The sequence below is a fragment of the [Zimmermannella] alba NBRC 15616 genome (assembly GCF_001570905.1).
GTDB lineage: Bacteria > Actinomycetota > Actinomycetes > Actinomycetales > Microbacteriaceae > Pseudoclavibacter > Pseudoclavibacter albus.
In genome coordinates this window covers 498,832-521,932 of record NZ_BCSO01000001.1, presented here as the reverse complement: position 1 = coordinate 521,932, position 23,101 = coordinate 498,832, and the positions used below count along the sequence as shown (strand labels likewise).

Annotated in this window: 20 protein-coding genes and 1 tRNA gene; 3 read left to right on the top strand and 18 right to left on the bottom strand. The window is 64.3% G+C overall.

Annotated features, from left to right (window positions below):
- Window positions 1-41: 41 nt before the first annotated feature.
- Together rlmN and uvrB are read right to left on the bottom strand one after the other, a co-directional pair.
- Complete coding sequence (gene rlmN, locus ZAL01S_RS02495; protein ID WP_066079114.1) at window positions 42-1,271, bottom strand: 23S rRNA (adenine(2503)-C(2))-methyltransferase RlmN; 1,230 nt, start codon at window positions 1,269-1,271, stop codon at window positions 42-44.
- Window positions 1,272-1,341: 70 nt separating this feature from the next.
- Complete coding sequence (gene uvrB / locus ZAL01S_RS02490; RefSeq protein WP_066079110.1) at window positions 1,342-3,441, bottom strand: excinuclease ABC subunit UvrB; 2,100 nt, start codon at window positions 3,439-3,441, stop codon at window positions 1,342-1,344.
- 49 nt (window positions 3,442-3,490) lie between these two features.
- Here uvrB and ZAL01S_RS02485 point away from each other — a divergent pair, with 49 nt between their 5' ends.
- Entirely contained in the window at window positions 3,491-4,159 is a 669-nt protein-coding gene (locus tag ZAL01S_RS02485; protein WP_066079393.1) for an IMPACT family protein, read from the top strand.
- Between the two features lie 3 nt (window positions 4,160-4,162).
- Here ZAL01S_RS02485 and coaE read toward each other — a convergent pair whose 3' ends face one another.
- The gene (coaE, locus tag ZAL01S_RS02480) at window positions 4,163-4,798 is read right to left on the bottom strand and encodes a dephospho-CoA kinase (protein WP_066079107.1); all 636 of its coding nucleotides are present in this window, start codon (window positions 4,796-4,798) and stop codon (window positions 4,163-4,165) included.
- Window positions 4,799-4,877: 79 nt separating this feature from the next.
- Here coaE and ZAL01S_RS02475 point away from each other — a divergent pair, with 79 nt between their 5' ends.
- Window positions 4,878-5,507, top strand: a complete 630-nt coding sequence (locus tag ZAL01S_RS02475) for a DUF4126 domain-containing protein (protein ID WP_066079105.1) — start codon at window positions 4,878-4,880, stop codon at window positions 5,505-5,507.
- Window positions 5,508-5,663: 156 nt separating this feature from the next.
- Here ZAL01S_RS02475 and rpsA read toward each other — a convergent pair whose 3' ends face one another.
- From rpsA to polA, 4 genes are all read right to left on the bottom strand, one after another.
- Window positions 5,664-7,115 (bottom strand): 30S ribosomal protein S1, encoded by a 1,452-nt coding sequence (rpsA, locus tag ZAL01S_RS02470; RefSeq protein WP_066079102.1) that lies wholly within the window; start codon window positions 7,113-7,115, stop codon window positions 5,664-5,666.
- A gap of 305 nt (window positions 7,116-7,420) precedes the next feature.
- Window positions 7,421-9,103, bottom strand: a complete 1,683-nt coding sequence (locus tag ZAL01S_RS02465; RefSeq protein ID WP_066079097.1) for a DUF885 domain-containing protein — start codon at window positions 9,101-9,103, stop codon at window positions 7,421-7,423.
- Window positions 9,104-9,123: 20 nt separating this feature from the next.
- Window positions 9,124-9,405, bottom strand: coding sequence for a hypothetical protein (locus tag ZAL01S_RS02460; RefSeq protein ID WP_159421545.1), 282 nt, complete (start codon window positions 9,403-9,405; stop codon window positions 9,124-9,126).
- 110 nt (window positions 9,406-9,515) lie between these two features.
- Window positions 9,516-12,149 carry a DNA polymerase I gene (gene polA / locus ZAL01S_RS02455; RefSeq protein ID WP_083522981.1) on the bottom strand — a complete coding sequence of 878 codons (2,634 nt, stop codon included), beginning with the start codon at window positions 12,147-12,149 and terminating at the stop codon, window positions 9,516-9,518.
- A gap of 76 nt (window positions 12,150-12,225) precedes the next feature.
- On the opposite strand from polA, the gene ZAL01S_RS02450 reads away from it, so the two are divergent.
- Window positions 12,226-12,696 (top strand): PaaI family thioesterase, encoded by a 471-nt coding sequence (locus ZAL01S_RS02450; RefSeq protein ID WP_066079088.1) that lies wholly within the window; start codon window positions 12,226-12,228, stop codon window positions 12,694-12,696.
- A gap of 54 nt (window positions 12,697-12,750) precedes the next feature.
- On the opposite strand, the gene ZAL01S_RS02445 is transcribed toward ZAL01S_RS02450, so the two are convergent.
- The 11 genes from ZAL01S_RS02445 to trpC form a co-directional block, all read right to left on the bottom strand.
- The gene (locus ZAL01S_RS02445) at window positions 12,751-13,353 is read right to left on the bottom strand and encodes an ANTAR domain-containing response regulator (protein ID WP_066079085.1); all 603 of its coding nucleotides are present in this window, start codon (window positions 13,351-13,353) and stop codon (window positions 12,751-12,753) included.
- A 487-nt stretch (window positions 13,354-13,840) separates the two neighbouring features.
- Window positions 13,841-13,922, bottom strand: a tRNA-Leu gene (locus ZAL01S_RS02440).
- Window positions 13,923-13,940: 18 nt separating this feature from the next.
- A complete protein-coding gene (locus ZAL01S_RS02435; protein WP_083522980.1) occupies window positions 13,941-14,774 on the bottom strand; it encodes an iron ABC transporter ATP-binding protein in 834 nt (277 codons plus the stop codon).
- Window positions 14,771-15,772: an iron chelate uptake ABC transporter family permease subunit gene (locus ZAL01S_RS02430; protein ID WP_217995456.1), complete on the bottom strand. Its 1,002-nt coding sequence runs from the start codon at window positions 15,770-15,772 to the stop codon at window positions 14,771-14,773. The genes ZAL01S_RS02435 and ZAL01S_RS02430 overlap by 4 nt, the downstream gene beginning before the upstream one ends.
- Window positions 15,765-16,730: an ABC transporter permease gene (locus ZAL01S_RS02425; protein WP_244875304.1), complete on the bottom strand. Its 966-nt coding sequence runs from the start codon at window positions 16,728-16,730 to the stop codon at window positions 15,765-15,767. Before ZAL01S_RS02425 ends, ZAL01S_RS02430 begins: the two co-directional genes overlap by 8 nt.
- Window positions 16,731-16,732: 2 nt before the next feature.
- Window positions 16,733-17,707, bottom strand: coding sequence for a siderophore ABC transporter substrate-binding protein (locus ZAL01S_RS02420; RefSeq protein WP_066079080.1), 975 nt, complete (start codon window positions 17,705-17,707; stop codon window positions 16,733-16,735).
- 167 nt (window positions 17,708-17,874) lie between these two features.
- Window positions 17,875-19,332 carry a pyruvate kinase gene (gene pyk, locus ZAL01S_RS02415; RefSeq protein WP_066079077.1) on the bottom strand — a complete coding sequence of 486 codons (1,458 nt, stop codon included), beginning with the start codon at window positions 19,330-19,332 and terminating at the stop codon, window positions 17,875-17,877.
- Between the two features lie 54 nt (window positions 19,333-19,386).
- Window positions 19,387-20,298, bottom strand: a complete 912-nt coding sequence (lgt, locus tag ZAL01S_RS02410) for a prolipoprotein diacylglyceryl transferase (protein WP_066079075.1) — start codon at window positions 20,296-20,298, stop codon at window positions 19,387-19,389.
- Window positions 20,295-21,074 carry a tryptophan synthase subunit alpha gene (trpA, locus tag ZAL01S_RS02405; RefSeq protein ID WP_066079072.1) on the bottom strand — a complete coding sequence of 260 codons (780 nt, stop codon included), beginning with the start codon at window positions 21,072-21,074 and terminating at the stop codon, window positions 20,295-20,297. The genes lgt and trpA overlap by 4 nt, the downstream gene beginning before the upstream one ends.
- Window positions 21,071-22,330, bottom strand: coding sequence for a tryptophan synthase subunit beta (gene trpB, locus ZAL01S_RS02400; RefSeq protein ID WP_066079070.1), 1,260 nt, complete (start codon window positions 22,328-22,330; stop codon window positions 21,071-21,073). The genes trpA and trpB overlap by 4 nt, the downstream gene beginning before the upstream one ends.
- Entirely contained in the window at window positions 22,327-23,100 is a 774-nt protein-coding gene (trpC, locus tag ZAL01S_RS02395) for an indole-3-glycerol phosphate synthase TrpC (protein WP_066079067.1), read from the bottom strand. The genes trpB and trpC overlap by 4 nt, the downstream gene beginning before the upstream one ends.
- Window position 23,101: the final 1 nt, after the last annotated feature.

Below are 23,101 nucleotides of genomic sequence, written 5' to 3'. Positions count from 1 at the left end.
CGAACATTTGTTCGTGTGTTGCAGCTGCCAGCGAACGAGCGCTACTGCTGCTCGGAGGCGGCGAGCTGGCCGCAGGCGCCGTCGATCTCCTTGCCTCGCGTATCGCGGAGCGTCGTCGGGATGCCCTTCGCACGGAGTCGCTCGACGAACTCGTCCATGACTTCCGGCTCTGAGCTCGTCCAAATCGAGCCCGGTGTCGGGTTGAGCGGAATCGGGTTCACGTGCACCCAGCCGCGCCCGCGTTCATTGAGGAGGTCGGCGAGGAGATCTGCACGCCAACCGTGGTCGTTCATGTCCTTGATGAGGGCGTACTCGATTGACACACGACGGCCCGTCTTGTCGAAGTATTCACGGGCGGCGTCGAGGGCCTCCCCCACCTTCCAACGACTGTTCACCGGGATGAGATCGTCACGGAGTCCGTCGTCCGGTGCGTGGAGCGAGAGCGCGAAGGTGACCGGGAGCTTCTCCTCCGCGAGCTTCTGGATGCCGGGCACGAGACCAACCGTTGAGACCGTGATCGCGCGAGCCGACATGCCAAGACCTTCGGGTGCCGGGTCGACCATACGGCGGACGGCATTCATGACGCGCTTATAGTTGGCAAGCGGCTCCCCCATGCCCATGAACACGATGTTGTGGACGCGCTCGACATCGCTCGCGTTGCGCGACGGATTCGGGCGGCCACCGCCGAGTTCACCATTCGCGATGATCCGGTTCGCCTGCACCACCTGGTCGACGATTTCCGCCGTCGAGAGGTTTCGGGTGAGGCCGTTCTGGCCGGTCGCGCAGAACGGGCAGTTCATGCCACAGCCCGCCTGCGAGGACACGCACAGCGTGATGCGGTCGGGGTAACGCATGAGCACTGACTCGACGAGGACACCGTCAAAGCAACGCCAGAGCAGCTTCATCGTGTCGCCGCGGTCGGTCGTGAAGCGGCGCACTTCCGTGAGGAGCGTCGGGAAGAACTCCTTCGCGAGGCGCTCACGATCCGCTGCCGGAAGGTCGGTCATCTCTTCGGGCTTCGTCGTGTAGTGCTCGAAGTAATGCGTCGAGAGCTGCTTGGCGCGGAAGGCGGGCAGCCCCATCTCCTTGAGCGCTTCCTTCCGCTCCTCAAGCGACATGTCGGCGAGGTGACGGTCAGGCTGGCGCACGCGGGGACGCTGCGCAAACTGCAGCTGCGGACGCCCATCGGGGCCCATCGGCTGCACCCAACCTTCAGCGGTGGGTCGAACCTGGGGGCGGGGACGGGGACGAGCTGGCTTCTCAGTGCGCATAACGTCCCCAAGCCTACGCGGCCCGGTGGCGAACGCGCCGGAGCCGTTCGGGCCGTAGCTCGTGCTGTGCTTACGCGTGGCCAGCCTTCTCCATTGCGCGGAGTTCCTTCTTGAGGTCCTGCAGCTCGTCGCGAAGGCGGGCAGCGAGCTCGAACTTGAGCTCGGCTGCGGCCTCGAGCATTTGCCCGTTGAGGTCCTCGATGAGGACCTCGAGCTCGGATGCACCCTCGGCAGCGATGCCCTCACGCTTGAGACGCGGCGTCGGCGCCTTCTTCCGCGGGGCGTTCTGCTGGGAGTGGTCGGCTCGCGAGCGGCCACGGCGCGTGGCGAGGAGCTCTTCGGTGTCCTGCTCCTCGCGGGCGAGCTGATCGGTGATGTCCGCGATCTTCTTCCGAAGCGGCTGCGGGTCGATGCTGTGCTCGGTGTTGTACGCGATCTGCTTTTCGCGTCGACGCTCGGTCTCTTCGATCGCAAAAGCCATCGAATCGGTGATCGTGTCCGCATACATGTGCACTTCACCCGATACATTTCGAGCGGCACGACCGATGGTCTGGATGAGCGAGGTGGATGAGCGCAGGAACCCTTCCTTATCGGCATCCAGAATTGCGACGAGCGACACCTCCGGAAGGTCGAGGCCCTCACGAAGTAGGTTGATGCCGACGAGGACGTCGTAGACACCCTGGCGGAGTTCGGTGAGGAGCTCGACGCGGCGGAGCGTGTCAACGTCCGAGTGGAGGTAGCGAACGCGCACACCGTGTTCGCCGAGGAAGTCGGTGAGATCTTCCGCCATCTTCTTCGTGAGTGTCGTGACGAGGATGCGCTCATCCCGCTCGACGCGCACGCGGACTTCTTCGAGCAGGTCGTCGATCTGCCCCTTGGATGGCTTCACGACGATCTTCGGGTCCAAGAGGCCCGTTGGGCGGATGATTTGCTCGACGACACCATCGGCTTGGGCGAGCTCGTACTTGCCGGGTGTTGCCGAGAGGTAGACGGTCTGGCCAACGCGTTCCTCGAACTCGTTCCAGCGAAGCGGACGGTTGTCGAGCGCGGAGGGAAGCCGGAAGCCGTGCTCGACGAGCGTGCGCTTGCGGCTCGCATCCCCCTCATACATGGCGCCAATCTGCGGGACCGTCACGTGCGACTCATCAATGATCGTGATGAAGTCGTCCGGGAAATAGTCGAGCAGACAGTGCGGCGGCTCCCCCGGCTTTCGACCGTCAATGTGCGCCGAATAGTTCTCAATGCCGGAACAAAAGCCGATCTGCTCCATCATTTCGAGGTCGAACGTCGTGCGCATCTTGAGGCGCTGCGCTTCGAGAAGCTTTTGCTCGCGATTGAGGACCTGCAGGCGGTCATCCAACTCATCGCGAATCGTGCCCATGGCACGGCGCATGACCGACTCTTGTGCGGCATAGTGCGAACCCGGGAACACACTCACGGATTCCATTTCCTTCACCACATCGCCCGTGAGCGGGTTGAGCGCAGAAATGGCGTCAATTTCATCGCCGAACATTTCGATACGAATCGCGAGCTCTTCGTACATCGGGATGATCTCGATCGTGTCGCCGCGCACGCGGAAGGTACCGCGCTGGAACGCGACATCGTTGCGCGTGTACTGCATATTCACGAAGCGGCGGATGAGTTCCTGGCGCGGGATTTCATCGCCCACGTGCAGCGCGAGCATCTGCTCGTAGTACTCTTCCGGCTTACCGAGACCGTAAATGCATGAGACGGTTGAGACCACGACGACGTCGCGACGACTCAGCAGCGAGTTGGTCGTCGAGTGGCGAAGGCGCTCGACCTCTTCGTTGATGGACGAGTCCTTCTCGATAAAGGTGTCCGTCTGCGGCACATACGCTTCGGGCTGGTAGTAGTCGTAGTACGAGACGAAGTATTCGACCGCATTGTGCGGCAAGAGTTGGCGGAACTCATTCGCGAGCTGCGCGGCGAGCGTCTTGTTGTGGGCGAGGATGAGCGCGGGCCGCTGGAGCTCCTCAATGAGCCACGCGGTCGTTGCCGACTTACCGGTACCGGTCGCACCAAGGAGTACGACATCCGGCTCACCGGCACGGATGCGTTTCGCGAGTTCGGCGATGGCCTGCGGCTGATCACCGGAAGGCTTGTATTCGCTCACCACTTGGAATGGGTGCACCACACGCGTCGGTTCCATGCTTCGAGCCTAGAGCGTGCTCCGTGGCGCGCATGAGAAGATGGCGAGCATGCTGTCATCCGCGCCGAGTTACCTGGTTCCACGCGGGCTCGGGAGTGCGGAAATCGTCGAGAAGAAGTCGCGCTTCCTGTGCCTCATCGAGCGCGTGAGCGACGAAGCCGAGGCACGCGAGTTCATTGCGATGGTGCGTGCTGAGCACCGTCTCGCGCGGCACCACTGCTCGGCGTTCGTCATCGGCGCTGACCGTCAACTTCGCCGCTCGAACGATGACGGTGAGCCTTCGGGGACGGCCGGTGCACCGATCCTCGATGCCCTCATCGGCGCTCGACCCCACGGTGACGTGCCGTGCAGCGATCTTGTGGCGGTCGTCGTGCGCTGGTTTGGTGGCGTGCTCCTTGGTGCTGGCGGCCTCGTCCGTGCCTATGGGGATGCGACGAGCGCAGCACTTGAACAGGTGCAGTGGCTCCAGCGCGATGAGCGGACGCTCTGGGAACTCGACGCACCGCATGCCGAGGCGGGACGCTGGGAACATGAACTCCGGACTCGCGGGCTCGACCTGTTGCCGCCAAGCTACGGCGCGAGCGCTGCGACCCTGACACTCACCCTCGACGGCACGCCAGAGGAGCAGGCCCGTGCAGAAACGATCGTCGCCCAGCTTGGACGTGGACGAACGCTCCGCCCCGCCGGCCGCGAATGGATCGAACGGGCAGTCTCGTAGCGACTACGCGTCGTACGAGACGGTGGGCGCTTCGGCTGCCTCGCCAGCCTCGATGCGTGCCCACTCCTCCTCGACGCGAGCGAGGGTCGACTCGATCGTGTCGCTCGTGTCGATGAGGACGTCAGCGAGGGCACGGCGCTCAGCGTCATCCACCTGCGCCTTCACGCGCGCGGTGGCATCCTCAACGCTCATGCCGCGGCCCTCAACGAGGCGTTCGATGCGGAGCTCGGCAGGAGCCTCCGCGACCCAGATCTCGTCGTAGTCGTAGTTGTGACGCGCTTCGACGAGGAGCGGGATGTCGTGCACGATGATCGCATCGGGCTCATCCGCGCGGATCGCCTCAAGGTCCTCCCCCGTCATGCGGCGAATCTCCGGATGGAGGATCTCGTTGACCGCTTCGCGCTCGGCCTCATCGTTGAAGATGATGTCGGCGAGAGCCTGACGGTTCAGCGAGCCGTCCTCGGCAAGAATGGCATCCCCGTAGCGTTCCACGAGCTTCGCGAGCCCCTTCGAGCCCGGCTCAACGGCACGGCGAGCGAAGGCATCCGCGTCGAGAATGTGCGCGCCGAGCTCACGAAGGTGCGCCGCAATCGTCGACTTACCCGAGGCAATGCCACCTGTCAGGGCGATCGTGGTCACGATGGGCTCCTCTCACTCGCTTCATTGACGAGGCTCTTCATGGGCTTCCTCTGGCAGACTACTCCGGAAAGGAGCCCCAATGCTCGAAGTCCTCACCGGTGCCGGCCTCGCGTCCGCGAGTGGCCTCAACGCCTTCATCCCCATGCTCTCGCTCGGCCTGTTGAGCCGCTTCACCGACCTCGTGAATCTTCCGGCGGGATGGGAATGGCTCGAGAACGAATGGGTGCTCGGCATCATCGCTGTCCTGCTCGTGCTTGAGCTTGTCGCCGACAAGATCCCAGCGATCGACTCGATCAACGATGTCGTCCAGACCGTCATTCGCCCGACCGCCGGTGGCATCGTCTTCGGCGCGGGCACGGCTGCGCAGACGGCTGCGATTCAGAACCCGGCCGAATGGTGGCAGTCGAACGCCTGGGTGCCGGTCGTGATCGGCGTCATTACGGCGCTCGTTGTGCACGCCGGGAAGGCAGGCACGCGTGCCGCCACGAACACGGTGAGCGTTGGTGCCGCTGCCCCGGTCCTCTCCGTCGGTGAGGATGCCATGTCGGTGGGCCTCGTGTTCGCGGCGATCCTCATCCCCGTGCTGGTGCTCGTGCTGCTGCTCGCCCTCGTGCTCATGTTCTGGTGGATGTGGAGCACCTTCCGCCGCATGCGTGACCGCCTCAAGGCTCGCGGCACGAAGTCTCCCGACGTCCCCGCCGCCGCGTAGCCCGCGTACCAACTCCAGCTCAGGTCGCAGTTGCGACCTGAGGTATCGCCACCTGAGGTCACAACTGCGACCTGAACTGTTTCATGGGTGGGGCACGCGGGCACGCGAAAGGGGCGGCCCCGAAGGACCGCCCCAGTGCTGCGAATGCAGGATCGACTAGTTGCCGACGAGCTTCTCGCGGAGAGCTGCAAGCGACTCGTCGTCGGCGAGGGTACCGGCGCCGGTCGACTCGCTCGAGTAGGAAGCTGCCTGGGCAGGAACTGCCTCGGCGGTCTGTTCCGACTCGAGAGCCTGAGCAACCTGCTTCTTGTGAGCTTCCCAACGCGACTGGGCGAGAGCGTACTCCTGCTCCCAAGCCTCGCGCTGCTCCTCGAAGCCTTCCTTCCACTCGTTGGTCTCCGGGTCGAAGCCCTCCGGGTACTTGTAGTTGCCGGCCTCGTCGTACTCGGCAAGCATGCCGTAGAGCGCCGGGTCGAAGTCCGTACCCTCGGGGTCGACACCCTCGTTCGCCTGCTTGAGCGAGAGCGAGATGCGGCGACGGTCGAGGTCGATGTCGATGATCTTGACGAAGAGTTCCTGGCCAACCGACACAACCTGCTCGGCGAGCTCGACGTGACCCGTCGAGAGCTCCGAAATGTGGACGAGACCCTCGATGCCGTCTGCAACGCGGACGAAGGCACCGAACGGAACGAGCTTGGTGACCTTACCCGGGGCGATCTGGCCGATGGCGTGCGTGCGAGCGAGCACCTGCCACGGGTCTTCCTGGGTGGCCTTGAGCGAGAGCGAAACACGCTCGCGGTCCATGTCGACCTCGAGGATCTCGACGGTGACCTCCTGGCCAACCTCGACAACCTCCGAAGCGTGCTCGATGTGCTTCCACGAGAGCTCCGAGACGTGGACGAGACCGTCAACGCCGCCGAGGTCAACGAAGGCACCGAAGTTCACGATCGACGAAACGACACCCTTACGGACCTGGCCCTTCTGGAGTGCGTTGAGGAAGTTCGAACGCGTCTCCGACTGGGTCTGCTCGAGGAGGGCGCGACGCGAGAGAACCACGTTGTTGCGGTTCTTGTCGAGCTCGAGGATCTTGGCCTCGATCTCCTGGCCGAGGTACGGGGTGAGGTCGCGCACGCGGCGGAGCTCGATGAGCGAAGCCGGGAGGAAGCCGCGGAGGCCGATGTCAACGATGAGACCACCCTTGACGACCTCGATGACGGTACCGGTGACAACACCGTCGTCTTCCTTGATGCGCTCAACATCGCCCCAGGCACGCTCGTACTGTGCGCGCTTCTTCGAGAGGATGAGGCGGCCTTCCTTGTCTTCCTTCTGGAGGACAAGAGCTTCGACCGTGTCGCCAACCTGAACGACCTCGTTCGGGTCGACGTCGTGCTTGATGGAAAGCTCGCGCGAGGGAATCACACCCTCGGTCTTGTAACCGACGTCGAGGAGCACCTCGTCGCGGTCGATGCGAACGACGCTACCTTCGATGAGGTCGCCGTCGTTGAAGAACTTGAGGGTCTTTTCGACCGCCGCAAGGAAGTCGTCAGCCGAGCCGATGTCGTTAATGGCGACCTGCTTGGCTGCCTTGTCGGTCGTAGTCGTGGTCATGTAGGAGTGCTCCGATTGGATTGGGTACTCGGCCCGAGCGGCACCGTCTACACTCTGGTAAACACTCGCGTGCCGTCCGGGGAATGGACAGGAATTGTGCGCAAAACACGCACCCGTCCACCCTAGTGCTCCCCCGGTATCTAGGGCAACACGCCCGAGTGTCGCACGTCGGGTCGCCGCCGAATCGAAGGGTCGATGGATGTGGATGCGGCGCAGCTTGTGCACTCGGCGGGATACGCCACTGGGCGCGCCAGGGACGGATGCTCGTCCGCCCCAGCGCGCCCAGTGGTGAGGGCCTCGCGAGGCTACTCGCCGAGGAGCACCTGCTTCAGCGTGTCGAGGCCAACACCTCCGAGGTTGAGGGCCTTCGTGTGCCACGCCTTGAGGTCGAAGTCAGCACCGGCGCGGCGCTCGGATTCGGCACGCACCTCTTCCCAGATGCGTTGACCGATCTTGTAGGCCGGGGCCTGTCCGGGCCAGCCGAAGTAGCGGTTCGTCTCGAACTGGATGAAGCCGTCAGGCATGTTCACGTTTTCGCGCATGAAGTTGAGCGCGTACTCGAAGTCCCAGGTCTTGCCACCCTCCGGGATCTCCTTGCCGAGGTGGACACCGATGTCGAGGGCAACGCGAGCGGCGCGCATCCGCTGACCATCAAGCATGCCGAGACGGTCGGCCGGGTCATCGAGGTAGCCGAGCTGCTCCATGAGGCGCTCCGCGTAGAGCGCCCAACCCTCGCCGTGGCCGGACGTCCAGTTCCGGCGGCGCCAGGCGTTGAGCTGGTCCTTCACGTACGTTGCGCGGGCGATCTGCAGGTGGTGGCCCGGAACGCCCTCGTGGTACACCGTCGTGAGCTCACGCCAGGTGTCGAACTCGTTCGTGTCTGGCGTCACCGACCACCACATGCGGCCGGGGCGCGAGAAGTCGTCCGAGGGACCGGTGTAGTAGATCGCGCCTTCCTGGGTGGGAGCAATCATGCACTCGAGGCGCTGCATGGGCTCGGGGATGTCGAAGTGTGTCTTTGCGAGGTTGGCGACGGCCTGGTCGCTCGTGCGCTGCATCCATTCACGGAGCGCTTCGGTGCCGATGAGCTTGCGAGAAGTGTCCTGCTCGAGGTGCGCGATCGCTTCCTGCACGGTCGCGCCGGGGAGGATCTCCTTCGCGATCGCCTCCTGCTCGGCGCGCATGCGGGCGAGTTCCTCGAGGCCCCACTCGTAGGTTTCATCGAGGTCGATCTTCGCGCCGAGGAAGCCGCGGGAGGCGAGACTGTAGTGCTCGCGGCCGACGCCGTCTGCTTCAGTGGCCTTGTCGAGGTACTCGTTCTTGAGGAAGTCGGCAAGCTCCGCGTAGGCAACACGGGCCTTCTCCGCGCCGGCCACGAGGGCACGCTTCAGCGAGTCATCCGCAACCGACTGGGCGGCCTTGCCTTCAGCGAGCTGGTCGAAGAAGCCGCCCTGCTTGGCGTATTCCTCCGTCTGCTCGATAACGAGGTGCACCTGACGCTTCGCTGCCGTGTTGCCCTCGGCAGCACCCGTGCGGAGCGTCTCTTTGTAGCCCTCGAAGTAGGCGGGGAGGTTCGCCATACGGCGGGCGATCGCGTCGAAGTCCTCGGCGGATTCCTGTGACATGAGGTCGAAGATCATGCGGCCGTTTTGTGCTGGGCACGCGATGTTGTTCATATCGCGGTAGCCGATGCGAGCGTCGAGCTGCTCGAGCTCAAGCTCCAGCACGCGCACGAGCTCAAGCTTCGTGACCTCGTCGATCTCGTCGACGGTGTCGGTCGACTGCACCTCGGCGAGTGCCTTCGTGACGGCGCTGCGGCGGGCGTCAAAACTTGCCGGGGACAGATCGCTGTACTCGGCGGTGTCGCCGGGAAGACCCAGCTCAACTCGATACTCGGGAGCGAGGGCGACCTCAGCGTCAGCCCAGCGCTCAGCAACACGGTCCATGTCAGTGGTGGGGCGCGATGCGCCCTGCTCAAGAGCGGTCATGGCCGAAGCCTAGCGCGCCCTCACGCCCTCTGAGAAGGAAGGCCCGCAATCGCACGCCAGGCAGCGCGGGCGAGCGTCGGATAGGCAATTCCAATCGCTCGATACAGGCGCTCGTCGACGCGATCGGCTGCAGCTTCATGCTCGGCACGATCTGGCCGGTCCGGGTCTTGCGCGAGGAGCCGGGCGAGCGAGTACTGCTGAAGCTGTCCCTCCGACTCGAGCGCGTCATCGTGGAGGGCTTTCACGATGTAGTCCTCGACCGGAGGCAGCTCCGCGAACACCTCGGCAGGGTCTTCACCCATCCGCATATGGTGCTCGATGACGGCGTCCCGCTAGTCGCGGGCGCGCCCACTCAGTTCGCTGAAGTCGCGGGCGTGAAGCACCCGGAGGAGCGCCTCGTCGACGGGGGTGCTCAGTGGCCCGCCTCATCCCAGTTCGCGCCGCGGCCAACCGAAACATCAAGCGGCACGGACAGGTCAGCAGCACCGGCCATCTCTTCGCGAACGATCTGCTCGAGCGCCTCCGACTCCCCCGGTGCCACTTCGAGCACGAGTTCGTCGTGCACCTGCAGGAGCAGGTGCGAAGCGAGACCCTCTTCACGGATACGGCGGTCGACGCCGAGCATCGCGATCTTGATGATGTCGGCGGCCGAGCCCTGGATCGGCGAGTTGAGCGCGGCGCGCTGTGCGTTCTCGCGGACGAGTCGGTTCCTGCTCGAGAGCTCTGGGAACGGACGGCGGCGACCGAAGATCGTTTCCGTGTACCCGTCCTCGGTGGCCTTGAGGACGACGTTGCGCAGGTAGTCGCGCACCTTGCCGAAGCGGGCAAAGTAGCCGTTCATGAGTTGCTTCGCCTCGGCAACCTCAATCTGCAGCTGCTTCGACAGACCAAAGGCCGAGAGCCCATAGGCAAGACCGTACGACATGGCCTTCACCTTCGAACGCATCTCCGGCGTCACATCCTCGGGCGCGACACCGAACACCTGCGAGCCCACGAAGCGGTGCAGATCCTCGCCCTCATTGAATGCATGGATGAGGCCCTCGTCCTCGGCGAGGTGCGCCATGATGCGCATCTCGATCTGCGAGTAGTCTGCAGTGAAGAGCGTCTCGAAGCCCTCGCTCGCAATGAACGCGCGACGGATCTTCCGACCCTCTTCGGTGCGAATCGGGATGTTCTGCAGGTTTGGATCCGTTGACGCAAGACGTCCCGTGGCAGATCCCGTCTGCACGTAGCTCGTGTGGATGCGGCCATCCGGGCCGACGGCCTTCAGCAGCGACTCCATCATCTGACGCAGCTTCGTCGCATCGCGGTGCTGACGCAGCGCCCCAAGGAAGGGATGCGGCGAGGTGCGTTCGAGCTCAGCCAGCGAATCCGCGTCCGTCGAGTAGCCGGTCTTCGTCTTGCGCGTCTTCGGCATCTCGAGGTCCTCGAAGAGCACGGTCTGGAGCTGCTTAGGCGAGGACAGGTTGATCTCCTTGCCACCAATCGCCTCGAAGGCAGCCGCCTGGTAGTCGACGATCTTCGCGCTGAGCTCATCAGCAAGGCCCTGCAGGAAGGGCACGTCAATCGCGATGCCGCGGCGCTCCATCCGCGAGAGCACCGGCACGAGCGGCGTCTCGATCTTGTCGAAGACGTCCTTCGTCGGTTCCGGGATACGTTCCTCGGCGGCTTCGCCCGCGCGGCGGATGAACCACGAATCGCTGGCGGCAAAGGCGGGCTCGTCTTCTTCGAGACCCGCGAGAGCATTCGGATCCGCCTCGGGCAGAGATTCGTCGAGCGTCATCTGCACCAGCTCGGCAAGACGCTTCGGAGCATTCGCGGGACGCGTGATCCACGCCGCGAGCTGCCCATCACGGAGTTCGCCGCCGACGGTCAGCCCCGCACCCTCGAGCGCCTTGATGAGGGGCTTGCCTTCAAAGACGCGCTTGGGAGCATCCGAGGCAAGCCAGGCTTCGAGCGGCGCGTAGTCGGCGCGGCCCGGAACCCAACGAAGCTCCGTGGCCTCCGTGCCAGCAATGCCAATGGTAGCAATCGCGCCGCCGTGCTCGATGACGCGAAGGCCGAGGCCACCCGGGCATTCCTTCATCTGCGTCTCGAGCCACTTCTCGAGGTCCTCATCGAGGAGGCCCTCACGAATGGGAGCTGCCACAGCGGGTTCGTCATGCGCTTCAACGGCGCCGTTCTCGGTGGCAAGCTTGAGGACGCGCTCTTGCAGCGTGCGGAACTGGAGGCGCGTGAACACCTCACGGATCGCATCCACATTCATCGGCGTACGCAGGAGATCTTCGGGCTTCACATCGAGCTCGACGTCGTTGCGGAGCTGGTTGAGCTTGCGGTTGCGGATCGCTTCGCCCTTGTGCTCGCGGAACGACTCCCCCACCTTGCCGGAGATCTCATCCTCGTGCGCGAGAATCTCACCGAGCGAGCCGTACTTCTGAATCCACTTCGCTGCCGTCTTCGGGCCCACCTTCGGCACACCCGGCAGGTTGTCACTCGTTTCACCAACGAGCGCCGCCATGTCCGGATACTGCTCAGGGCGCACACCGTACTTCTCGACGACCGCTTCAGGCGTGTAGCGTTTGAGCTTCGAGACACCCTGCACCGACGGGTACAGCAGCGTCACCTCGTCATTGACAAGCTGGATCGTGTCGCGGTCACCAGAGACAACGAGCACCTTGTAGCCAGCATCTTGGCCCTGCTTCGCGAGGGTCGCGAGGATGTCATCCGCCTCGAAGTCTTCCTTCGTGAGGGTCTGGATGCCCATCGCGTGGAGGGCATCGCGCAAGAGCGGAATCTGGCCCTTGAACTCGGGTGGCGTTGCCTCGCGCGTTCCCTTGTACTCGGGGTACTCACGCGTGCGGAACGAGTGACGGGAAATGTCGAAGGCGACTGCGAGGTGCGTCGGATCCTTATCCTTGAGGAGCGTCAGCAGCATCGAAATGAAGCCGTGGATGCCGTTCGTGTGCTGTCCATCCGCGGTGACAAAACTCTCGACCGGCAGCGCAAAAAAGGCGCGGAACGCGAGCGAGTGGCCATCAATGACCATGAGGGTGGGCTTCGTTTGCTCAGTCACCCCAGTCACTCTACTGTCGAGAACAGAAGATGACCCGAGGAAGGCCACCATGGAACCCATCAGCGCAGATGTGAGCGAACTCCCCGAGATCAACGGACACACGGTTCCCGACCAGCTCGATGTGACGCACGGTCGCGGGATCGGCGAACTCAACAAGAACATGGGCATCCGCATCGTGAAGCTCAGCGCCGAACACTCGATCGCCGTGATGCCCGTCGACGGCAACCGCCAACCGATCGGGCTGCTCCACGGCGGCGCCTACTGCGTCATCGGTGAGACGCTCGGTTCGATGTCCGCGAATGTGCACGCGAAGTCGCTCGAGGGCGGCGATTTCTTCGCGGTCGGAATCGACCTCAACGCGACGCACACCGCTTCAGCGACGAGCGGTTGGGTCACGGCGGAGTGCACGGCGATCAAGCTGGGCCGTTCGCTCACCGTCCATGAGATTGTCGTGCGCGACGAACACGGGACCCGGTGTTCGACGGTTCGCATCACGAACCTCATCCGCAAGCGGAAGTAGACGCTACACATGACTGAGGGCCCACCGCGTGGTGGGCCCTCAGCGCATTGATGGCTACTTCTTCGCCGACAGCTGCTTCACGACAGCCTCGGCAACCTCGTGCATGGTGAGGCGACGGTCCATCGACGCCTTCTGAATCCAACGGAATGCTTCAGGCTCCGAAAGGCCCATCTTTTGCGTGAGCAGGCCCTTCGCACGGTCGACGAGCTTGCGCGTCTCGAAACGCTCGGTGAGGTCAGCAACCTCGGCTTCGAGGGCGACGAGCTGCGCGTGACGGGCAAGGGCAATCTCGATCGCCGGAAGGAGGTCATTCTGCGTGAACGGCTTCACGACGTACGCCAGGGCGCCAGCTTCGGTGGCACGCTCGACGAGTTCCTTCTGGCTGAAGGCGGTGAGGAGCACGACCGGAGCGATGGAATCCTTCGACAGCTGCTCTGCAGCCGAGATGCCGTCAAGCTGCGGCATCTTGACGTCCATGACGACGAGGTCGGGGCGAAGCTCCTTGGCGAGCGCGACAGCGGTCTCGCCGTCGCCAGCCTCACCGACAACGTCAAAACCGTTGTCGCGGAGAATCTCAACGATGTCCAGGCGGATGAGCGATTCGTCTTCAGCGACGACGACTCTCCGTGCAGTCTGCGATGCTTCGTGGTCAGTCACGCATGCGAGTCTAAGCCCCGACACGCGGCGGCGCGTGGACGAGATGTGGATGTCGTGGAGTGCTCTTGCGAGAAGCACGCACCCGATGTGATGTGGCTGAGCATTTCGCTGCGTGGTCTCGATACGGGCTGCGCCCTACTCGACCAGCTCAGTGCGAGGTGATCGAGCGCGCACGGCTGAGGTGACCGAGTGCGGCCGCAGGCCGTGTATCGAGATCACCGGCGAAGGGGACCCCGTGCAGAGTCCTCGCCCGCCACCGACGAAAAACCCCGCGACCACCACAAGGGTGGATCACGGGGTTTTGTGCCGGCTGCGGGACTCGAACCCGCCCCATCGACACGGCTCGACAGCGCCACGGCGGGTGCGCAGGGTGCGTTTGCGTGTTGGGCGCTGTCTCGTACCGGCGATGGGGACCCCCGTGCAGAGTCCTCGCCCGCCACCGACGAAAAACCCCGCGACCACCACAAGGGTGGATCGCGGGGTTTTGTGCCGGCTGCGGGACTCGAACCCGCACACCTTTCGATAGCGCAGTTTGAGTGCGCCGCGTCTGCCAATTCCGCCAAGCCGGCTGGGGTGACAGCAACACTCTAGACGGAATCGGCTGAGCGCTCCGCATCATCCCGCGGTTCACCACGCGAACCAGAACGCGTCGGCAACTGCGGCGACCAGTAATACACGCCGATCCGGCGGCCCTCTACCTCATGAATTGGGATGAAGAGGTCGTAGAGCTCCGCGAGCCGCTCACTCGTCATGATCTCATTCGTTGGCCCCTCATGGAGCACGCGACCATCACGCATTGCGATGATCCGATCCGCATACACGCTCGCGAAATTGATGTCGTGCAGCACAATGACGACCGTCTTGCCGAGCTCGAGTGCGATACGCCGCAAGTGCTGCATCATCATGACCGAATGCCGCATATCGAGATTGTTGAGCGGCTCATCCAACAACACGTAGTCCGTGTCCTGACAGATCACCATCGCCACAAAGGCGCGCTGACGCTGACCGCCGGAGAGTTCATCGAGACTTCGATCCGCGAGCTCCGTCAGGCCAAGAAAGGCGAGGGCTTCATCAATGTGCTGCCCATCGCGCGGCGAGAGCTTCCCGTTCGAATGTGGGAAGCGACCAAAAGCCACCAAGTCACGCACCGTCAGGCGCATCGTCACGTGATTCTCCTGACGGAGCACCGCAAGACGTGTTGCCAGCACCGAAGACTTCGTTGTCGACACATCCAGGCCATCCACCGTGACCACACCTGCCGAGAGCGGCTCCAACCGGCTCATCACCTTGAGTAGCGTCGATTTGCCTGCGCCGTTCGGGCCGATCACGGCGGTCACTCCCCCGCGCGGGATCGTGAGATTCACGTCGTCGATGATGAGTTGCTCGCCGTAGCGCTTCGCGACGGACTCGATCGAAATCATGTCGAAGACCTCCTGAGGATGAGCGCGAGGAACACGAGCCCGCCGACGAGCTCAATAATGATGGACAACGATGCCTCGAATGGCAGCACATGCTCGATGATGAGCTGTCCGCCGACAAGCGCCACAACAGCTGCAAGGGATGCTGCCGGCAGCACGATCGAATGACGCTGCGTCGAAAGCAACTGGTAGGCGAGATGCGCCACGAGAAGGCCAAAGAAGGTCACCGGGCCGACAAGCGCCGTTGAAACCGCGACCATGAGCGCGACCGCAGCGAGCAGACGAACCCGCAGACGGTCCGGGTCGACACCAAGCCCACGGGCAAGATCGGGCCCGAGTGCGAGCACATCAAGTCGACGCCGATCAACAAGAACGAGCAGAAGACCAGTGCACACGAGCGTTGCAGCCCACGGCAAGAGATCCGCCTGCACACGAGAGAAACTTGCAAACATCCGGTCCTGCAGCACAAGGAACACATCCGGCGACATGACACGCTGGACGAAGTTCGAGAGGCCGCGGAAGAGCATCCCGACGACCACTCCGATGAGGAGGAGCTTCGTGACATCCGCCCGACCACTCAACAGGCGCCCGTAGAGGATCACTGCGAGCAAGAGCAGCAGCCCCACCTCGATGAGGAACCGTGGTACCGCGCCGAGCCCCGCAAGGCCAGCGGCACCAAAAATTTGCACCGCCACGGTCTGTATCAAGACGTACAGACTGTCAAAGCCCATGATCGAGGGGGTGAGGATGCGGTTCGCTGTGAGCGTTTGGAAGACGACCGTGGAGACCGCGATACCGATCGCGACGAGTACGAGGCTCATGACCGCCGCACTGCGCCGCGCCATGATGTATCCGATGTTCCCGCGTACGCCGATCGTGAGGAACAGCACGATTGCGGTTACGGCGAGGGCCGCGAGCACGGCGAGCACGAGCACATCACGTTTGGTGAGGCACGCTGCCCGGCGGCGGAGCGGGGTGGATGAGGACGTGAGCTTAGGCAAGACCACGACGCCCCTTTCGCGCGAGCATGACGAGGAAGAGCACGGCGCCGAGGACCGCCATCACGAGCCCGGCCGGCACCTCGAACGGGTACACAACCAGGCGGCCAATGAGGTCGCACAGCAGCGTCAGCCCGGCACCTGAAAGCGCCACCCAGGGAGTGGTCCGGCGAACGTTGTCACCGAGCAGCATCGAGACTGCGTTCGGGACGATGAGGCCGAGGAAGGGTAGGGCGCCCACGTGGACGACGACGACCGCGACGGTGATGGAGACGACACCGAGGCCGAGCGCGAGGACATTGCCTGAGCTCACGCCAAGGTTCGTAGCGACGTCATCCCCGAGGCCGGCAACCGTGAATCGGTCCGCGGCAACAAACGCGACAAGCGCGAGAAGACCGACGAGCCACAGAAGCTCGTATCGGCCCTCGAGCACGCCCGAGAAATTCGCCGTCGAAAGTGACGAGAGCGACTGCATGAGGTCGTGCCGGATCGCGAGCATCGTGGTTGCGGCGCCGATGACGCCACCCAGCATGATGCCGATGAGCGGCACGATGAGCGGGTCCCGCAGCGGTACGCGTCGAAGAATGAGCATGAAGGCGCCCGTGCCGATGAGCGCTGCGAGGGCAGCAGCAACGAGGCGCACCGAGACCGGGACACCCGGGGCGAGGATCGACACAGCGACGACACCGAGCGCTGCAGCCTCGTTCGTGCCAGCCGTGGCAGGCTCCACGAAACGGTTCCTAGAGAGGATCTGCATGAGCATACCCGAGATTGCGATCGCGGATCCAGCAAGCAGCAGCGACAGCGTGCGCGGGAGGCGACTCACCCCGAGAAAGTCGGGCGCCCCATCCGCGCCGAGCGTGCCAGCGCCAACCATGAGCGATACGACCGCGAGCAGCACAACGGCGAGGAGGAGGCCCCAGAGCCCCCTCCTCGCCATGAGCGAGCGAAGATTCGCCACGACTACTTCAGGCCGCCCGAGATTTCTTCGAGCATCGTCTGCATCGTCGTGAGGCCACCGGTGACGACGTACCAGTTGCGGCCGTCCACGTAGGTGATGTTGCCGTTCTTGGCAGCGTCGGTGGAGTTCACGAGCTCGTTGTCGAGCACAGCTTCAGCGGCTTGACCCGACTGGCCGATAGCCGAGTCGCGGTCGAGGACGAAGAGGTGCTGAGGTTTCGCTTCAGCGATGAACTCGAAGGAGACCTCCTGGCCGTGGCCAGACTCCGACTCCTTCACCTCACCCGCCGGGGTGAAGCCGAGCTCATCAAAGATGAAGCTGTAGCGCGAGGTGTGGCCGGAAGCAAAAGCGCTCACCTTGCCGCCAGAGACGAGCAGGAACATCGCCGATTCCTGGTTCGACTTGCTCTTGACATCCTCGATCGAGGCGCGAATCTTCTCGACGTAGGGCTTCGCATCCTCCTGCATGCCGAACAGGCCAGCGAGGTCCTCGGCGCGTTCGATCGTCGAGTCGAGGAAACGCTTCGTGTCTGCGGTCACGTTCACGGTGGGGGCAATCTCGCCCAGCTGGTCAGCAAAGTCGGCCGAACGTGGGCCGATGAGGATGAGGTCCGGGTCGGCAGCGGCGATGGCCTCGAAGTCAAGCTCCTTGAGGGTGCCCGTGTCAGTCGTCGACTCTGCAGCGAAGCCATTGAGGTGTTCCGGCAGCGTCTTCTTGGGCACGCCCACGACGGCCTGGTCGAGGCCGAGCGTGTGGAGCGTGTCAAGGGCGGCGTACTCGAGCACAACGACGCGCTGCGGAACTGCTTCCAGCGTCGTTTCTTTCCCCGAGAAGTCCATGAGGGTGAGGTCGGCCGATGCCGGGTTTCCGAGCGACTGTGCGCTGTTGGCGGGCTGCTCGGGAGCACCCGCACAACCGGTCAGCGCAAGCGACACGGCGGCGGCGAGGGCGGTGAGCGCACTCAAACGTCGACGCATGAGAGTCCTTTCGATCGGTGGCCAGTCTTCGCGCAGAGTGGCGAAGCGTTCCTGGCGGGAGCCGGTCTCGATCGACCGGCAACGCGGAACTAAGGTTAGCCTTACCTAAGAAAGTTGTGCAAGCTGCGGTCGAAAGCCCCGCCACCGCAGGACAGCGGGGCCTGACACTACTTGCGGTGACGACCCTCGTAGGCCGGTGCGGCCTGATCCATGGCGTCGCCAATGCGGTGCACGCGAAGGTCGTTCGTTGAACCGACGATGCCCGGTGGCATACCTGCCACGATGACGACCTTCTCGCCGCGCTCCGCGAGACCCAGTTCGAGCAGCACCTCGTCGACCTGGTGGAACATCTCATCCGTGTGGGTCACACGGTCAACCTTGAACGCCTTGACACCCCAGTAGAGGCTCATACGGCGCTGGATCGCCTCATTTGGCGTGAACGCGAGGAGCGGGATGCCCGTGCGAAGGCGCGACATGCGACGGACAGAATCGCCCGACTCTGTGAACACGCAGTAGTACTTCGCGCCAAGGAACTCCCCCACTTCGGCAGCGGCAAGCGTGATGGCGCCGCCCTGCGTAAACGGGCGGGTACCGAGCGGCGGGATGCGGTCAAGGCCGTGATCCTCGGTCGAAGCGATGATGCGTGCCATTGTCTCAACTGCCTGGATGGGGTGCGCACCGACGCTCGTCTCACCCGAAAGCATGAGCGCGTCAGCGCCGTCGAGGACCGCGTTCGCGCAGTCGGACGCTTCGGCGCGGGTCGGGCGCGGATTCTCGATCATCGACTCGAGCATCTGCGTGGCCACGATGACGGGCTTCGCTCGACGACGTGCGAGCTCGATGGCCTGCTTCTGGACGATCGGCACCGCTTCAAGCGGAAGCTCGACACCGAGGTCGCCGCGGGCGACCATGACGCCGTCGAAGGCATCCACGATCTCTGCGAGGCGGTCGACGGCCTGCGGCTTCTCGATCTTCGCGATGACAGGAAGGACAACGCCCTCCTCTTCCATGATCTCGTGGACACGCGTGATGTCTTCGGGGCCGCGAACGAAGGAGAGCGCGATGAGGTCGGCACCGATGCGGCAGGCCCAGCGGAGGTCGTCCTCGTCCTTCTCAGAGAGCGCGGGGACGTTCACGGCAACGCCGGGCAGGTTGATGCCCTTGTTGTTGGAGACAGCGCCCGGGACTTCGACGCGCGTGCGCACGCGAACGCCGTCCGTATCGATGACGCGGACCATGACCTTGCCGTCGTCGATGAGGATCGGGTCGCCGGGGTTGCAGTCCTGCGGAAGGCCCTTGTACGTCGTGCCGACGAGTTGCTTCGTCCCTTCGACGTCTTCAGTCGTGATCGTGAAGATGTCGCCTTCGGCAAGCTCGTGCGGGCCATTCGCGAAGCGGCCAAGACGAATCTTCGGCCCCTGCAGATCCACAAGGATGGCGATGGCGCGCTGCTGCTCTTCGGCAGCCTCGCGGACGAGGCGGTAGTTCTCCGCGTGCAGGGCGTGGTCGCCGTGGCTGAGGTTGAAGCGCGTCACGTTCACGCCGGCCGACAGCAGGGCGCGGATGCCTTCAGGGGTGTTGACCGCGGGACCGAGGGTCGCGACGATCTTGGCTCTCCGGGGCACAGGGACTCCGTCTCTCGGCGCGGTGCGCCGCTCACCGTGGGGTGACGCCGTGGGCTAGGGCGTCGGGGTCAGGTTAGCGTCTTCAGCTGACACCTCAGCTGAAGAGCTCATACGCTCGGCCGGTGAGCGACCGGGCAGATAGATGCTCGCTTCGTCGTCGTGGTGCTGCCGGTGGAACCACACGAGCATCCCCACACCAAGAAGGGCGAGCATGAGCGCGCCGAGCACGTTCGAGCGCAAGCCGAGAATAATCTCCGAGTAGTCCATGCGGATCGATTCGATCCACATCCGGCCAAGGCCGTACGAGACGAGATACACCGCGAAGGCGCGTCCCCACCGCATGTGGAACATCCGCTCGAGTACGAGGATGATGAGCACCCCGATGAGGTTCCAGATCATTTCGTAGAGGAAGGTGGGGTGGAACAGGAGACCGTCGGGCAGACCAGCCGGATAGGCGGGATTTGTCGACTCGATTTGCAGACCCCACGGGAGGTCGGTCGGCCAGCCGAAGAGTTCGTGGTTCACGTAGTTGCCGAGACGGCCGATCGCTTGTGCGAGGAGCATGGCGGGCGCCAGCGCATCCGCAAACGACCACAGCTTGATGCCAGCGAGACGGCATCCAATCCAGGCGCCGATGGCACCGCCCATGAGTGAGCCGATGATCGCGTTGCCGCCCTCCCAGATGTAGAAGATCCGCATCGGGTCAGCGCCGTCGTAGAAGTAGTCGCCTGGGTGTGTGAACACGTGGTAAAGCCGCGCACCGAGCAGGCCGAGCGGCACGGCCCACAGGATGATGTCAATGACCACCCACGGTTCTCCGCCGCGCGCGGTGAGGCGCTTGTTCGTCCAGATCGTCGCGGCCACGATTCCGGTGAGGATGCACAGGGCGTACACGTGGATCGTGAACGGCCCCAGGTGCAGCACCGACCACTCAAGCGGCGGGCTTGGAATCGACAGGATGTTCATCGGGTCCCTTCCGCGAGGTTCTGGGCAAGATCAGTGAGCGCGGGGATGCCGCCCTCAGCAAGGGCACGAACGAGCGCCGATCCGACGATGGCGCCGTCCGCGTATTCAAGCACGTCGCGCACCTGGGCGGGCGTCGAGATGCCGATCCCGACGCAGGCGCTCGTGCAGCCTGCGACACGCAGACGGGCGACGAGCCCGCGGGCGGCTTCGTCGACATCCTCACGCGCACCGGTCGTGCCCATCGTGGAGACCGTGTACACGAAACCGCGCGACTGCTCGGTCATGAGCGTCAATCGGTCGGCAGAAGAGGTTGGTGCTGCGAGGAAGACGCGTTCAAGCCCGTGCTGTTCTGAGGCGGCAATCCACTCGCCAGCTTCATCGGGAATGAGGTCCGGGGTGATGAGCCCTGCTCCCCCGGCTTCGGCGAGCTCGCGCGCAAACGCATCCACGCCGTACTGGAGGATGAGGTTCCAGTAGCTCATGATGAGGACCGGCGTACCGGTCGCCGCGTGGATGCGGCGCACGGCATCGAAGGCATCCCGCACGCGGAATCCCTTCGCGAGGGCCTCGACAGTGGCGGCTTGGATGACGGGGCCATCCATGACCGGATCCGAGTACGGGAGTCCGAGTTCAAGCACATCGACGCCAGCGTTCACGAGGGCGATGGCGGCTTCAACGGAGGTGTCGATATCCGGGAAACCGAGCGGCAAGTAGCCGATCAGCGCACCATGCCGCTCCGAGTTTGCGCGGGCGATCGCGTCTGCAACGGTCGTCATGCCTCGACTCCTTCGTCGTGTCCCTCAGCGGGTGAGAGCTCTGAGTCGTGCCGGTCGGCGTCGCCGAGCTTGAACCATTCGAGCGCCGTGCTCATGTCCTTGTCGCCGCGGCCCGAAAGGCACACGACGAGCGTCGCGTCGGGACCGAGTTCGCGGCCGAGGCGGAGGGTACCCGCAAGGGCGTGGCTCGACTCGATGGCCGGAATGATGCCCTCGGTGCGAGCGAGGAGCTGGAACGCCTCCATCGCTTCGGCATCGGTGACGGGTTGGTATTCCGCGCGACCGATGTCGGCCAGCCAAGAGTGCTCGGGGCCGACACCTGGATAGTCGAGACCGGCGGAGATCGAGTGTGAGTCGATGGTCTGGCCGTCTTCGTCCTGGAGGAGCATCGTGCGCGCACCGTGGAGAACACCTGGACGGCCGCGCGAGATGGTGGCGGCGTGGCGGGGCGTGTCGACGCCGTCGCCGGCAGCTTCGAGGCCGATGAGGCGAACCTCGCGGTCATCGAGGAAGGCGTGGAACATGCCGATCGCGTTCGAGCCGCCGCCGACGCAGGCGAGCACCGCGGTCGGGAGCTTGCCCGTCATCGCGAGGATCTGCTCGCGGGCTTCTTCACCAATGATCGCCTGCAGGTCGCGAACGAGCTCCGGGAAGGGATGCGGGCCAGCAGCTGTGCCGAACACGTAGTTCGTCGTGTCGACGTGGGCGACCCAATCGCGCATGGCCTCGTTGATGGCGTCCTTGAGAGTCGCGCTGCCAGCGTCAACGGCGATGACCTCGGCTCCGAGCAGCTGCATGCGGGCCACGTTGAGCGCCTGTCGTGCCGTGTCGACGGCGCCCATGTAAATCGTGCAGTCAAGACCGAAGAGCGCAGCAGCGGTGGCCGTTGCGACGCCGTGCTGACCGGCACCCGTCTCGGCGATGACGCGAGTCTTCCCGAGGCGCTTCGTGAGGAGCGCCTGACCGAGGACGTTGTTGATCTTGTGCGAGCCGGTGTGGTTGAGGTCTTCACGCTTGAGGAAGATGCGCGCGCCGCCTGCGCGTGCCGCGAAGCGAGGTGCCTCGGTCAGCAGGGATGGGCGGCCCGAGTAGTCGCGGTGAAGCCGTGCCATTTCCGTGTGGAAGCTCGGGTCAGCCTTGAGCTCCGCCCAGGCGGCAGCGAGTTCATCGAGTGCCTCGACAAGGCTCTCGGGGATGAATCGGCCGCCGAACTTACCGAAGTACGGGCCGTGGGCGTTGCGGAGCTCGTGGGTCATGCGTTGAGGAAACTCTCCAGGGTTGCGGTGGGGTCGTGCTTGGTCACGAGGGCTTCGCCGATGAGCACCGCGTCAGCGCCGGAATCCCGATAGTTGCGCACGTCGGCGGGCGTGGCGACGGCCGATTCAGCGACACGAATCGTGCCCCTCGGGATGAGTGATTGCAGCTCGCCGAAGCGCTCTGGATGCAGGGTGAAGGTCGTGAGGTCGCGTGCGTTGACACCGACGAATCCTTCACCGGCGTCGAGGCAGCGAAGCACCTCGTCCTTCGAATGTGCCTCGAGCAGCGGCGTCATGCCCAGCTGACGCGTGAACTCCGCGAGACGCTCGAAGGTCTTCTGATCGAGCGCCGCCGCAATGAGGAGCGCCAGATCAGCACCGTGGGCGCGGGCTTCGAGGAGCTGGTACTCCTCGCCGATGAACTCCTTGCGAAGGACCGGCACGCGCACTCGCGCACGCACGGCATCGAGGTCGTCGAGGGATCCGCGGAACCGTCGCTGCTCCGTGAGCACCGACACAGCACTCGCACCGCCGCGTTCGTACGCAGCGGCAAGATCAGCAGGGTCCTGAATCGCGGCGAGTTCACCGCGGCTCGGGCTGGCCCGCTTCACCTCGGCAATGATATGAACGCGTTCCCGCGGCGCGAAGATCGCCGCGACATCGAGCGCGGGTTCGCGCTTCAGGGCGGCGCGTTCGACAGCCGCCGTGGAGATCACTTCACGGCGCTGTTGCGCATCCTGGAGGGATCCGGCCAGCAGCTCCGCGAGCACG